The 12,729-nt window shown below is 65.9% G+C and carries 12 protein-coding genes, 1 tRNA gene and 1 pseudogene; 8 read left to right on the top strand and 6 right to left on the bottom strand.

Annotated elements, in window-relative coordinates:
- Positions 1 to 365: 365 nt before the first annotated feature.
- On the top strand, positions 366 to 1,118 hold the full coding sequence (locus FVA80_RS15580) for a Crp/Fnr family transcriptional regulator (RefSeq protein ID WP_147906867.1): 753 nt from the start codon (positions 366 to 368) through the stop codon (positions 1,116 to 1,118).
- A 14-nt stretch (positions 1,119 to 1,132) separates the two neighbouring features.
- Here FVA80_RS15580 and FVA80_RS15585 read toward each other — a convergent pair whose 3' ends face one another.
- The 6 genes from FVA80_RS15585 to FVA80_RS15610 form a co-directional block, all read right to left on the bottom strand.
- Positions 1,133 to 1,750 (bottom strand): PAS domain-containing protein, encoded by a 618-nt coding sequence (locus tag FVA80_RS15585; protein WP_147906855.1) that lies wholly within the window; start codon positions 1,748 to 1,750, stop codon positions 1,133 to 1,135.
- 223 nt (positions 1,751 to 1,973) lie between these two features.
- Positions 1,974 to 2,183: a hypothetical protein gene (locus tag FVA80_RS15590; protein WP_147906854.1), complete on the bottom strand. Its 210-nt coding sequence runs from the start codon at positions 2,181 to 2,183 to the stop codon at positions 1,974 to 1,976.
- Positions 2,184 to 2,289: 106 nt separating this feature from the next.
- A complete protein-coding gene (locus FVA80_RS15595; RefSeq protein ID WP_147906853.1) occupies positions 2,290 to 3,339 on the bottom strand; it encodes a 2-dehydropantoate 2-reductase N-terminal domain-containing protein in 1,050 nt (349 codons plus the stop codon).
- Positions 3,340 to 3,819: 480 nt separating this feature from the next.
- Positions 3,820 to 3,895: transfer RNA gene (locus FVA80_RS15600), tRNA-Phe, on the bottom strand.
- Positions 3,896 to 4,012: 117 nt separating this feature from the next.
- Complete coding sequence (gene yacG / locus FVA80_RS15605; protein ID WP_147906866.1) at positions 4,013 to 4,186, bottom strand: DNA gyrase inhibitor YacG; 174 nt, start codon at positions 4,184 to 4,186, stop codon at positions 4,013 to 4,015.
- Between the two features lie 11 nt (positions 4,187 to 4,197).
- Positions 4,198 to 4,851 carry a Maf-like protein gene (locus FVA80_RS15610; RefSeq protein WP_147906852.1) on the bottom strand — a complete coding sequence of 218 codons (654 nt, stop codon included), beginning with the start codon at positions 4,849 to 4,851 and terminating at the stop codon, positions 4,198 to 4,200.
- A 544-nt stretch (positions 4,852 to 5,395) separates the two neighbouring features.
- Between FVA80_RS15610 and FVA80_RS15615 the strand changes: the two genes are divergently transcribed.
- The 7 genes and pseudogenes from FVA80_RS15615 to FVA80_RS15645 all read left to right on the top strand — a co-directional run bounded on the left by FVA80_RS15615 (position 5,396) and on the right by FVA80_RS15645 (position 12,578).
- Positions 5,396 to 5,605 carry a hypothetical protein gene (locus FVA80_RS15615; protein WP_147906851.1) on the top strand — a complete coding sequence of 70 codons (210 nt, stop codon included), beginning with the start codon at positions 5,396 to 5,398 and terminating at the stop codon, positions 5,603 to 5,605.
- A 162-nt stretch (positions 5,606 to 5,767) separates the two neighbouring features.
- A complete protein-coding gene (locus tag FVA80_RS15620; protein ID WP_147906850.1) occupies positions 5,768 to 6,013 on the top strand; it encodes a hypothetical protein in 246 nt (81 codons plus the stop codon).
- A gap of 100 nt (positions 6,014 to 6,113) precedes the next feature.
- Positions 6,114 to 7,115, top strand: a pseudogene (locus FVA80_RS15625) (phosphomannomutase/phosphoglucomutase); the annotation flags it as partial.
- A 229-nt stretch (positions 7,116 to 7,344) separates the two neighbouring features.
- Entirely contained in the window at positions 7,345 to 8,553 is a 1,209-nt protein-coding gene (gene phaZ, locus FVA80_RS15630) for a polyhydroxyalkanoate depolymerase (protein ID WP_147906865.1), read from the top strand.
- Positions 8,554 to 8,718: 165 nt separating this feature from the next.
- Positions 8,719 to 9,495, top strand: coding sequence for a methyltransferase domain-containing protein (locus tag FVA80_RS15635; protein ID WP_147906849.1), 777 nt, complete (start codon positions 8,719 to 8,721; stop codon positions 9,493 to 9,495).
- Positions 9,496 to 9,629: 134 nt separating this feature from the next.
- Positions 9,630 to 12,236 carry a TIGR02302 family protein gene (locus tag FVA80_RS15640; RefSeq protein ID WP_147906848.1) on the top strand — a complete coding sequence of 869 codons (2,607 nt, stop codon included), beginning with the start codon at positions 9,630 to 9,632 and terminating at the stop codon, positions 12,234 to 12,236.
- Between the two features lie 156 nt (positions 12,237 to 12,392).
- Positions 12,393 to 12,578 (top strand): twin transmembrane helix small protein, encoded by a 186-nt coding sequence (locus FVA80_RS15645; protein WP_147906847.1) that lies wholly within the window; start codon positions 12,393 to 12,395, stop codon positions 12,576 to 12,578.
- Positions 12,579 to 12,729: the final 151 nt, after the last annotated feature.

The following is a 12,729-nucleotide window of genomic DNA, read 5'->3' on the forward strand; positions in this document are numbered from 1 at the left end:
TTTCGTCTCGGTATCGGCCGGTGTGGGGAAAGAGGCTGACCGCCTCCGCGACACCGCACCGGCATCCGAGGTGGTCCGCCAGAAACGCTCCTGAGCGCCTAATCCCGATCCAACATGGATGCACATCCGCATGATCCCTGGGTCGAGACGTCGCGCATAGAATCCGGCTGCTCGTCCGTTGGTCGCCAGCGACCTCGGAGCGCACGGCGCATTTCGACGACATGGCGTGTTGTCCACCGGTGAACACCAGTCACCCGCCTATGGTCGAGGCCATAGGCTGCTGCTATGCCGTCCCCGGATCAGCCCTCGAACGCGAGCGCTGAGGGCTGCGAGACTGGATACGCTCGCCAGCCGGTGGGGGTATGATGACGGGAGCTCTCGACCAGACCAATCGCCATCCCTTCATCCGTCGTATCGAGAGCATCGCCCTCTTCACCTTGACGGATGACGAGCGGGCCGCGCTGAACGCCGTGCCCATGCAGATTGCGCAGTTCGAGGCCTATCAGGATATCGTGCGGGAGGGTGACGAGCCGGGGCGCTGCTTCGCCCTGCTCGAGGGTATCGCCTGCACCTACAAATCCACGCAGGGCGGCAAGCGTCAGGTGATGGCCTATCATGTCGCGGGTGACATCCCCGACATGCAGAGCTTGCACCTGAAGGTCCTCGACATCAGCATCGCCGCCGTCGGCCCGAGCAAGGTCGGCTTCGTCCAGCACGAGGCGGTTCGCGCGCTGCTGCGAGCGTTCCCGCGCCTCGGCGACGCGCTGTGGCGGGCGACACTGATCGACGCCGCCCTCGTCCGTGAGTGGATGCTCAATACCGGACGCCGGGAGGCGTTCGCGCGCATGGCCCACCTGTTCTGCGAATTGATCACCCGTCTGGGCGTCGTCGGCCTCGCCCCCGATCTCACCTGCGACCTGCCGATGACGCAGCCGGAATTGGCGGACGCCCTGGGGATCACGCCGGTCCATGTGAACCGCACCATCCGCGACCTGAAGGCCGCCGGATTGATCACGTTGCGCAGCCGGCGCCTTACGGTTCACGATTGGGACGGTTTGCGGGCCGCTGCGGAGTTCGACCCGACTTACCTTCACATCACCGATCCGGAGCCGGCCTGACGCGTCCGCACGCCTCAGTTCAGCTGCGCGCGGCGAGCCTGCCGCTCCTGATCGGCCAGCCTGCGGCCGAGATCGAGCAGGAGCGCGTCGGCCCGCGCCCGCAGGGCCGGATCCTGCAGCTCGCAGATCGCGCGATGCGCCGCCATGGCGAAGTCCGCCGCGCGTTCCAGTGGCGTCTCCGCCTCATGGTGATCAAGCGCGCTAAGTGCCCCAACGGCACGCTCTCCGCTCCGCACATCGGTGATGTCGACGATGATCCCGTGGCCGCTGATAGGCCTTCCCCGGTGATCGGCTAGGAATCTGCCACGGCCGAGCACCCACCGGGTGGCGCCGTCCGCCGAACGGACCCGGTATTCGATGACATAGAGATCACCGTCACGGACGCGCCGACGGAGAAGGGCTAGCACCCTATCCCGATCTTCCGGATGAATACCCGCCGAAAACGCCGCTGCCGGAAGCCCCGCCTCAGCCGACTCCGGATCGACATTGAACAGTAGCGCCACGAACATGTCCGCACGGACGCGATTTGAGGCGCCATCCCAGGACCAGTTGCCGGTCACGTCCAGCGCGTCGAGCGTCCCCCGGAAAGGTGTCGAACAAGTCTGGCATTCGAGCGGCTTGAATTTGGGCATCGCAGTATCTGGTTCCGAACCGGAATTTAACCTGGTTTAGTGGAACGGGCCGCAACTTCAATGAGCCAGAATTCGCAAAACCTCAACTTTTGCGTGTTTGTCACCGCTAGAACACAGAACGATTTAATCCCCGATGCAAGGTTTGATTTTCGCATCGGAGACGACGGATCGCTGGTCCGGCCGGCTGCCGCCGGAATGCTCCGCGCCCTCGATACTGCCGCCGTCACCCGGTTCCGATGTTCCGCCGCGCCAGCCGTTCGGACTCGGCCCGCCAGGCATCACGCTCGTCCTGAACCGTCTCGATCCGGGCATGCAGATGGCCCGCGTCGATCGCCGTCTCCATCAACATGTCCTGGGCGGCAGCGAGCTGAGCCCGCAACTCGGCGTTCTCGGTGGCCAGCGCCAGAAGGAGAGCGGCCACGTCATCACCCATTCATGCCCCTCGCCGCGCGCCAGAGCGGGCGGATCTACCCTGGAGCGCGATCGGCTACAACCGTATCCGGCAAACCATCCAGCGGTGTTGCCGACGCCGCGCCCGGTCAGCCCTCGATCACCCGCTCGTCGAGCTTCCGGTCGACGATCTGGACCGTGCGGTCGATCTCTGCATCGGGCATGTCCAGCTGGTGTGAGATCAGCTTCACCAGCAGGTCGACGCGCTCGATGAACGGCGTGCCGTTCGCCACCGCCCGCGCCGCGGAGGACGGCTTGAGCAGGCTCTCCGCGGCCTTGGCGTATTTCTCGAACGGGACCTGGTCCTGCGGATCCGCGCCGAGCTTGCGCGCGATGGCGTCGACATGCTCGTAAATGGCGCGGGATTTGGCCAGGTCACCGTGCACGGCGTCGCGGATCGATTGCGGCTCCTTCGGGGTGATGCAGCGGTAGTTGCCGGTGAGCAGCATCGACCACTTCGCCAGCGGAACGAACAGCGAATCGAACACCTTGAGCTTCACCGGCACATCGTGGCCGTCGAGGCGGACGGCGTCGATATCCGCCTCCAGCTCGCGCAGCAGCCGGTTGTGGGCCTCGTCGGCGAAGGTCGCTGCCTTGAAGTTGGTGGGCAGGCCGACATGGAGCACGTTCGCACCCTCGTCCGGCGGACGGAACGCCTGGGGATCGGGCGAGCAGAGGGACACAAGCCCCGGCTCGAAGCGATCCCAGACGCCGGCATTCGTGAAGGCGTTGTCGAGGTCCATGGCGGCTAGGGTCGGGATCCGCTTGAGATACGGCAGCGGCGGCATGTTCATGATCGACAGGCACGGCAGCTTGGCCGCCGCGATCTTGATCATCAACACCCGGATCGTGTGGTTGTTGTACTGCGGCTCCTGCATGGCAAGGCCGACGAGGTCGTAGCGCGACGGATCGATGTCTTCCGGCGGCGCGGCGTCGAGGGTGCCGGGCAGGTCGCGCGACAGGATTGCGCGGTGGTTCGGCTCGTCGCGCAGCTTGATGCGGACTTCTGTCCCCTCCTGGTTGATCAGGTCCGCGGTCTTGCGGCGGCACACCAGGGTCACGTTGTGACCGGCCATCAGGAGCTTGGTGCCCAGCAGGGAGCCGTATGAGGCGCCCAGGATCAGGATGTTGCGCGGCATGCTTCCACTCCCAACGTTCGGCTTCGTCTTATCGCGCGACCGGCCCGCTGGCGTACGGGTTGAAGTGGTCTACGGATCGGCTCGAGCCGTGTGGGGAGCAGCGTAGCGAAGCTTGTCTGGAGATGCCACTCCACTGGTATACCAAATAATTTTCAGTGCGATGCACGAAACATTTTCGGTGGGCGAGCGCGCTTGCGGCTTCCCTAAAGGATCGAATCGCGTTGTGCTTGATCGGCAGGATTGCGGAGGCGGGCGATCCGACGTTGCATACGGGCTCGAACACGCGCGCGAGCGGCGAGCGCACCGCGCGGCCAAATACGCCAACGATGCGAAATCGAACGCCGACACTCGTCCCGGCAACCCGGGAGCTGGCCAGTCACTCAAAGACGTCGCGCCCTACGCAGACGGCGTTCGGGGCCACGAGGACTTATAATATCAGAGAATGATTACGTCGACACCATCAACCGCTTAGCGGAAGGATGGTGCCCAGGGGCGGGATCGAACCACCGACACTGCGATTTTCAGTCGCATGCTCTACCAACTGAGCTACCTGGGCGTCGTCCGGGCCGCTGTGGGTCTCGGACGCCGCGGGGTATAGTGAGGAGTTCGAGGCCTGTCCAGCCTTGCCGTGACATCGACGTGACGTGGGCGTCGGAAAATTTAGCCCGCGTCCTCAGCCCTCGTCTTCCGGCTCCGGCGGTGGAGCATCGGGATCGAGTTCCACCGGGATCGTGTAGCGCTCGTTCAGCCAGCGGCCGAGATCGACATCGGCGCAGCGCTGCGAGCAGAACGGCCGGAACGGCTCGGTGGAGGGGCGCCGGCAGATCGGGCAGCGCTCCGGGTTCATCGGCCACGCGCTCATGCCAGGCTCCCCCAGGCGGCGCGGACCGGATAGCCCTCGCCGTCGAGCAAGCTCATCGTCTCGTAGAGCGGCAGGCCGACCACGGCGCTATAGGAGCCGACGAGCTTCACCACGAAGGCGCCGGCCAAGCCCTGGATCGCGTAGCCGCCCGCTTTGCCGCGCCACTCGCCCGAGGCGAGATAGCCCTGGATGTCGCGGCCGGAGAGGCGCTTGAAGCGCACGCGGGTCTCGACGATCCGCTCCCGCCGGCCGTTCGGCGACAGCAGGCAGATCGCCGTAAAGACCCGGTGCGGACGCCCGGACAGCAGGCGCAAGCAATCGGCAGCCTCGTCCGGACTCTCCGCCTTCGGCAGGACGCGTCGCCCGACCGCGACGACCGTGTCGGCCGCGAGCAACCAGGTCGGGACCTTCTGGTCCTGATGGTGCAGGGCGGCTTCCGCGGCGGCGAGCTTGGTGCGGGCGAGGCGTCGGGCCAGTTCGCGCGGCGGCTCGGCCTTGCGCGGCGTCTCGTCGATGTCGGCGGGCAGGAGCGAATCCGGCTCGATACCGATCTGCTGCAGCAGCGCGAGGCGGCGCGGCGACCCGGAGGCGAGCACGAACCGGGTGGCCGGCCCCTGCGGCGCGCCGATCACTTCAGGTGTGGCGTCCATGGTGTTCCGCTCGTACATTCGGCCTGGAGCGCCTGCCGCCGGGGAGACCGGTCGGTGGCAGGCGCATCACGACAAGGGCATGGTCCGAGAGCGGTACGGGTGGGTCGAGGCCGCGCCGCAGCGCGGATGATCGCGCGAAAGGGTGGCGCGTCCCCATTCCGCCGGGACCGTCTCGATCTCTCACGCCTGATAAGGGATGGGGTCGGGCTTGTGAACCGGACCGATCGGAACCGGTGACGAGACGGCCTTCGTCGTGCGCCGGTGATCGGAGGCGTCCCGGCGCGCGGGGATCTCGATCCGCATCGACGCCCTGCGAAAACCGGCCGCCGGCATTCGGGATAATGCTCTCCAACACGTTGCCCAGTGCCGAAATCAGGACTCACCGCGCCGGGGCATGTGCATGGTCTGGTCCGATGCGGATATCGCCCGCCGGCCAAGACATAATTCGAACAGCTCAAGACAAAGTGAAGGTTTAAGGCGACGACGTAACCACGCGTTAACTAAACCCGGCGGAGTGTGCGGGCACCGAAACGGGGTCGAACCGATGCTGAACGCTGATCCGCTTCTGGCACGTCCGAAGCTCGTGAATGCGACGCTGCTCGCCCACACTCTGGATGGGCTGAGGCCACAGGTCAGGTCCTCGGCCGAGATGTGGCGGGTGCTGACGGACCATTACGTGGTGGATCTGGACGACGTCGCAGCCCTGCTCCCGGCGGCCGAACCCGAGACCCAGTGGCTTTCGTCTCGGGACTGAGCCCGATTAAATCCGATTCTTCACGACAGACGAGCGCGGCTGGCACGCCGCGTGCTTTGAGATAGCCGATCAAGGCAAGGAAACACCCAGGCAACGACAACGCGGCGGCTCGGACGCCAGAGCACCCCGCGGACCCTTCGATCCACGAAGCTGAGGTCCGTCATGTCCGAACTGTTGTCCGTCGCCCTGGTCTGTGCCGGCACCCTGCTGGCGCAGGATTGCTCCCGCGACACCGCCCTCGACATCATCATCGCGCCGGCACACTCACCGATGGAATGCCTGATGCATGCCCAGACCATGGCGGCTCAGGCCGGCTTGCCCGGTGGCGGCGACCGCTACCTCAAGATCGCCTGCGAGCATCGCCGCACCGAAGCCGAGCCCTTCCGGGTCGTCCGCCGCGCCTCGTAGGACGGACTGACCTTCAGCGAGACGAGATGTTTGGTAAGCTCCGCCGCAGATCGGTGGTCGAGCCAAGTCACACGAAGTTTTGCTGACCTGAAGCGGACAGGACCTCAAGTCGCGGGCGAAGCCGCTGACCTGCAAGCGCGAGGTTGTGGCCACCTGCGGCAACGGCACCGCGGGTGCTTTCGCACCGCGCCTGCTGGGGGCGCCGGGCATCGAGGTCGTGCCGCTGGACGTGGACCCGGACGGCTCGTTCCCGCGCTACAATCAGAACTCCGATGGCATGGTGATGCTCCACGCCATCGCGCACGCGGTCACAGGAGCACGGCGTCGATGTCGACCTCGGCTTCGACGCCGCCCGCTGCGGGGTCGTGGATAACGAGGGCGAGGAGCTCTCTGCCGACACGATCGGCGTGATGCTGGCGCGCGACCTCGGCAAGCACGATCCCGGCTCGACCTTCGTGGTCGTCTTGAAATCGGCCGGGCTCTTCCACATCGCCCAGAGCTGCAGGCTCCGGCGATCGAGACCGATCACCAAAAGGCCGGCCCCAGGTCCATCAGACGGAAGGTGAACGAGCTCGGAGCGCTGGCGGGCATCGAGAAGTCCGGCCACTTCGTCTTCAACGAGCCGATCAGGCGCACCTGCGACGACGGCCTGATCACCGCCATCGCGGTGCTGGAGATGCTCGACCGCAACCCCGGGACGTCGATGGCCGACCTCTACCGGCGACTGCCGGATTCTTCTACCGGGCGTTGTCGAAGTCCTGGGGCTTGCCGACCATGTCACCCCATCGTCCCGACGACGTGACGTACCGGGTCGTGGAGACCGTCACCGCGGTTGCGCGCCATGAGGGACGCGCGAGCCGATCGCCGGTTCGAAGACCGTCGATCTCGTCACCGTCAACGGCGTACGCATCACCACCGAGGACAGTACCTGGGGCCTCGTGCGCGCGTCGTCCAACAAGCCGGAGCTGGTCGTGGTGATCGAAAGCCCGGCTTCCGAAGAGCGCCTGCCGCCATGTTCGAGGCCGTGAATGCGATCCTGCGGGAGAATACCCAAATCGGCGCCTACAACCAGACAATCTGCGCTGGCCGGCACCTGTTTTGATCCACCGCGCGGTGCTACGGCCGTGCGGCGGGTGTCCAGTTTAGAGCTGGTACATCAAAGCCACGGCCTCCGCTTTCCTGTTGGTATGCACCCTCTGGGCGGTTGCAGCCTCCGTGCCGCCGGCAGATGCTCTCCGGCCATGCTGATGCAGTCCACATCCCGGCATCCGCCCGAGTTTGCCGTCCCGATCGCCCGCGTGTCGGGCCGGGCGCCCGCGAGTGCCCGCCCGATGATGTACGACGCGTTCGACCTGCAGACCGACCTCGCCGCCCAGACGCGGGCCTGGGGACGGATGCTGAACGACGCCTGGTCGCCCTGGATCCGATGGAGCGAGCCGGCCCGTTGGATGTCGGCCAACGCGCGCATGATGATGCGGATGGGCCTGACCTTCGCGCGGCCCGCCTACGGGATCGATTCGGTCACCGTCGGCAACCGGAGCGTGCCGGTCAGCGAGGAAGCCGTCACGGTCACGCCGTTCGGCACGCTGCTGCACTTCAAGAAGGACATCCACACCGAGCAGCCCAAGGTGCTGCTGGTCGCGCCGCTGTCGGGCCACTTCGCGACGCTGCTGCGCGCCACCGTGCGCGTGATGCTGCCCGATCACGACGTCTACATCACCGACTGGCACAACGCCCGGGACATCCCCCTCTCGGCTGGCCGGTTCGGCTTCGACGAGTATGTCGCGCACCTGATCCAGTTCCTCCAAGTCATGGGCGAGGGATCGCACGTGGTGGCGGTCTGCCAGCCGACTGTGCAGGCGCTGGTCGCCGCCGCCGCGATGGCGCAGGCGAAGGATGCGGCCGCCCCGCGCAGCATGACGCTGATGGCCGGCCCGGTGGATTGCCGGATCAACCCGACCGGGGTGAACGAACTCGCGACCTCGAAACCGATCGCATGGTTCGAGAAGAACCTGATCGCCACGGTCCCGTCGCGTCACAAGGGCGCCGGCCGAAAGGTTTATCCGGGCTTCGTGCAGGTCTCGGCGTTCATGTCGATGAACGCCAAGCGCCACGTGCAGGGCCACAACGACCTGTTCTGGCACATGGCCAACGGCGAGGAGTCCAAGGCCGAGGCGATCGAGACCTTCTACGACGAGTATTTCGCCGTCCTCGACCTCGCGGCCGAGTTTTACCTGGAAACGGTCAAGACTGTGTTCCAGGACTATACGCTCGCCAAGAACGAGCTGACATACCGGGGCGAGCCGATCGACTTGGGATCGATCAAGCGCACCGCGCTGATGACCGTCGAAGGCGAGCGGGACGACATCTGCGCCCCGGGTCAGACCATGGCGGCGCACGACCTCTGTACCGGGCTCGCCCCCTACATGCGGACGCACCACCTTCAAGCCGGCGTCGGCCATTATGGCGTCTTTGCCGGAAAGCGCTGGGAAACGCAGATCTACCCGCAGGTGCGCAACTTCATCCAGGCGCACAATTGAAGATCGGCAGCTGCCGGACGGGCGTCGTCCCGGCAGGCCAAATTTAATCGGAAATCGTTGAAGTTGGCTGATAGGCTGATCTAAGCGCAAGCTTGAAGCAGCCTTTGTTCATTAGCCACGTCCTTCGAGCCTCAGCGGGGCTCGTTCAGAGAAGGACGTGTGGTCATGCGCGACCTGCGCACAGCAAAATACGAGCGGTTCAGGTCCGCTCTACAAGCGCCATTTGATCAGGAGCCGAACAGGACATTTCCGATTTTTACGACAGATCGACATTTCGATTTACGTGATTACGAGAGTGAGAGCGCCAATCACGAAGTTGAAATGTTCGTGAACTTGGTTCGGGCTTGCCCCGACGAGCTATTTCTCGATCTGGGCTGCGGCTACCGCGAACGCACCTTCGAAAATTGCCTCTACCTGGAGGTCTATCCATCCCGTTCTGCCGATTTGATCGTCGAGCCGAACTGTCTTTATCCGATACGATCGGGGACTTTATCGGGAGTCGGATGTTTCGCGGTTCTTGAGCACACGCGCAAGCCGTGGCTCGTGATCGAAGAGATCGCACGGATGCTCAAGCCGGGCGGTCAAGTTTTCATCGATTGGCCGTTTCTGCAGCCAGTCCACGGCTATCCGTCTCATTATTTTAATGCGACCCGCGAAGGATTGATCAGCCTGTTCGAGGACAACGGGTTCAAGACGGACATGGCCTATACTGGCGCCCACCAGACGGCGGCCTACACGATCCAGTGGATCCTCGGGCGTTTCGCCCATCACCTCATCGATCCGCAGCTCCGCCACGATTTCTCGCGCCTGACGGTCAGTGACATGGTCTCGATGGATCAGCAGGATCCCGTGTGGTGGAAATTCCTGAATGCGCTTCCGCCGGACGCCTTCTCAGAGCTGGCATGCGGCAACATGCTGGTGGCGACCAAGGCGACCACGTAGCCCACGCTCTGAGACCATCGCGCCGATTTGACCCGCCGACTGACCCGGCCCACCATGCTAGCCTCTTGGTGTCGGAACCCAGATCCTCTCGGGCACCTCCGATATATCCTCGCGATTGAGGCGGAACGGTCGGCGTGAACGACAGGGACGGCTTCGACAGCACGACCGGCACCGGGACGGGACAAGCGGCCGCCGCGCGGCTCGACCGGCTCGTCGCCCAGGCCCGGGCGGCATCCCTCTGGGAGCAAGCTTGGCCGGTGCTATGGCGCGGACTCGGCGTCGGATTGCTGTTCCTCGCCCTGTCCTGGGCCGGTCTTTGGCTCGATCTCGACCCGCTCTGGCGGCAGATCGGGCTCGCCATTCTGGCTCTCCTGCTGATCGTCGCGCTGCTGCCGCTGGCGCATCTCGCGCGGCCCGATCGCCGGGTGGCCCTGGCCCGGCTCGACCGGGAGGCGGCCACGCGCGATCCGGCCCTGCGTCATGGACCGGCCTCGGCTGCGCAGGATACGCTGGCAGTCGGCGCCGCGGATCCTGGCAGCCGGACCCTTTGGGCACTGCATCAGCGCAGGGCCGCACAAGCGGTCGCGGCCCTGCGGGTCGGCTTGCCGCGCCCCGGCATGACGCGACGCGATCCCTATGCCCTGCGGGCTGGAATCGTGGTGGCCGCGGTGGCCAGCCTGTTCGTGGCCGGACCCGAATGGCGGGCGCGCGTCGCAGCCGCGTTCGACTGGCACGAGCCGGTGGCTCAAGGGCCGAATTTCCGGGTCGACGGCTGGATCGATCCGCCGCTCTATACCCGGCTGCCGCCGCTCCTGATCGCGATGGACGGCAGCGACCAACACCTGCGGGCACCGATCAACGCGCAATTGATCGTGCGCATCGCCGGTCAGGGAAAGGCCGCAACGAACACCACGCTGACGCCGAATGCCGGGCTCACGCCAATCCCCAGTCAGGAGGAACGGCCGGACCTGCGCGAGGAGCGCTACCGCATCGTCGGTGGGGCTGAACTTGTCATTGTGACGCCCGCCGGTCGCCAGAAGCTGACCGTGGACGCGATCCCGGACCGGCCGCCCGAGGTGACGGCCGTCGGCGGCCCGGAGGTGAACGGCCGCGGCACCTTCAACCTCACCTACCGCGCCAAGGACGATTACGGGATCAGCTCAGCGGAAGGCGTGATCGAACCGCTGAGGGCGGGCCGCTCGCTGGCCCCGGTCCCACGGATCAACCTGGCGTTGCCGGCCGATGCTTCCGGGGAGACTGACACCAAGACCCTGGTCGATCTCACAGATAGCCCATGGTCCGGCGCCCGGGTGCGCTATCAGATCGTCGTCAAGGACGAGGCTGGCCAGGAGGGGCGTACGGCATCCGCCGAGATCACGCTCCCGGCGCGGCAGTTCCGCGATCCTTTGGCGCGGGCGCTTGCCGAGGACCGCCTCCGCCTCGTCACCGCGCCGGATGCGGACCGTCTATGGGTGCAGGGCGCCCTCGACGCGCTCCTGGTCGCCCCCGACATGTTCACGCCGCAGCCGCCGGTCTTCCTCGGCCTTCGGACTGCGACAGAGCGCCTGCGCCGGGCGAAGTCCGATGCGGACCTGATCGAGGTCGCCGATCTCCTGTGGGAGATGGCGTTGAAGATCGAGGACGGCGACCTGTCGGATGCCGAGAAGCAGCTGCGCCAGGCCCAGGACCGGCTGAAGGAGGCGATCGAGCGCAACGCCCCCGACGATGAGATCAAGCGCCTCACGCAGGACCTCAAGCAGGCCCTCGACAAGTTCCTCTCGCAGATGGCGCAGAAGCAGAGCCGCCAGCCGCGCGATCCGGGCGAGAAGAGCCAGAACAACCAGCAATCGAAGACGGTCACGCCCGAGGATCTCGACAAGATGATCCAGGACATGGCCGAGGCGATGAAGCGCGGCGACACCGCCGAGGCGCAACGCCTGATGGAGCAGCTGCGCAACATCCTCGAGAACCTACAGACCGCGGAAAAGGGCGGTCAATCCGATCAGGCCAGCCGCGAGATGCAGAAGCAGATGCGCGACCTCGACGCGATGGCACGCGAGCAGCAGGGCCTGCGCGACGAGACCTTCAAAGATGGCCAGGAGCCGGGCAACGGCCAGCAGCGGCCGTCGAACCGCGGGCAGCCGCAACAGGGCCAGGGTAAGCAGAGTCCAGGGCAGCAGGGTCAGCAAGGCCAGCAGGGACAGGGAAAACAGGGTCAGAAGCAGGGCCAGGGCGATCAGGGCAATGTCGGCGATCGGCAGCAGGCGTTGCGGCAGCGCCTGGAGGATCTCGAGCAGCGCATGAAGGAGAACGGCATGCGCGGCGAGCAGGGCCTCTCTGATGCGGAGGACGCCATGCGTGAGGCCGAGAACGCTCTCAAGCAGGGCGATGCCGACGAAGCCGTGGATGCTCAGAGTCGCGCGCTAGAAGGCCTGAAGAAGGGCGCGGAAGGCATGGCGCAGCAGATGCAGGAAATGGCCGAGGGCCAGGGCGAAGGTCAGCAGGAAGGCGGCCAGCAGCCTGGTCAGCAGGGCCAGGCCGGCGCTCGCGACGACGACCCGCTCGGCCGGCCGACCAAAGGTCGCGACATGAGCGACGGCCGGGTTCGCGTGCCGACCGCCGACGAATCGGCTGTCCAGCGGACGCGCCGCATCATGGAAGAGCTGCGGCGCAAGCTCGGCGATCCCACTAGGCCGCGGGAGGAGCTCGACTATTTCGAGCGCCTGCTCCGGCGTAATTGACAGCGAAGTCCGGCTTCCCGCGGTTAGCCGGCCTTCGCTGCAGTCTCGTGATCGGCTCGCCGGACCGGCTTCTTGTCGGCCGAGCGAGCCGAATGCCTCTCGTCAAGCGGCGGCGCGCCGGATCCCGGCGCCCGTCGGGTTCGGATTCATCCCGTCATGTCGTCCAATCTGCTCGTCTTCGTCGCCTGCGCGGCGGTTGCCGTGGTCCTGCTGTTCGGCCTTGCCAACATGATGCGGGGCGGCAGCGCCAATGTCTCTCAGAAGCTGATGCGCTTGCGCGTTCTGCTGCAGTTCGTGGCGATCCTGGTCATCATGGGTGTCGTCTGGTGGCGCTCGGCCTGAACGCCGTCTCCGGATCCGGCAGCCGCCGTCCGGGCCGCCGTCTCACTGTGTCCATGTCGCCGCACCGCGCACCTTTCGCGGGGGTCCAGGATGAATTGGCCGCCGGCGTCCCAAGGCGCCGTGCTACGCTCGGTAGAGACAGACCGCCTTG

This window comes from Methylobacterium sp. WL1, assembly GCF_008000895.1.
In the GTDB taxonomy this organism is placed as follows: domain Bacteria; phylum Pseudomonadota; class Alphaproteobacteria; order Rhizobiales; family Beijerinckiaceae; genus Methylobacterium.

Excerpts from the sequence above, each read along its gene's own strand:
- FVA80_RS15635 (WP_147906849.1), top strand. The coding sequence starts at position 8,719 with ATGCGCGACCTGCGCACAGCAAAATACGAGCGGTTCAGGTCCGCTCTA.
- FVA80_RS15585 (WP_147906855.1), bottom strand. The coding sequence starts at position 1,750 with ATGCCCAAATTCAAGCCGCTCGAATGCCAGACTTGTTCGACACCTTTC.
- phaZ (WP_147906865.1), top strand. The coding sequence starts at position 7,345 with ATGATGTACGACGCGTTCGACCTGCAGACCGACCTCGCCGCCCAGACG.
- FVA80_RS15610 (WP_147906852.1), bottom strand. The coding sequence starts at position 4,851 with ATGGACGCCACACCTGAAGTGATCGGCGCGCCGCAGGGGCCGGCCACC.
- yacG (WP_147906866.1), bottom strand. The coding sequence starts at position 4,186 with ATGAACCCGGAGCGCTGCCCGATCTGCCGGCGCCCCTCCACCGAGCCG.
- FVA80_RS15595 (WP_147906853.1), bottom strand. The coding sequence starts at position 3,339 with ATGCCGCGCAACATCCTGATCCTGGGCGCCTCATACGGCTCCCTGCTG.
- FVA80_RS15645 (WP_147906847.1), top strand. The coding sequence starts at position 12,393 with ATGTCGTCCAATCTGCTCGTCTTCGTCGCCTGCGCGGCGGTTGCCGTG.
- FVA80_RS15590 (WP_147906854.1), bottom strand. The coding sequence starts at position 2,183 with ATGGGTGATGACGTGGCCGCTCTCCTTCTGGCGCTGGCCACCGAGAAC.
- FVA80_RS15620 (WP_147906850.1), top strand. The coding sequence starts at position 5,768 with ATGTCCGAACTGTTGTCCGTCGCCCTGGTCTGTGCCGGCACCCTGCTG.
- FVA80_RS15615 (WP_147906851.1), top strand. The coding sequence starts at position 5,396 with ATGCTGAACGCTGATCCGCTTCTGGCACGTCCGAAGCTCGTGAATGCG.
- FVA80_RS15580 (WP_147906867.1), top strand. The coding sequence starts at position 366 with ATGACGGGAGCTCTCGACCAGACCAATCGCCATCCCTTCATCCGTCGT.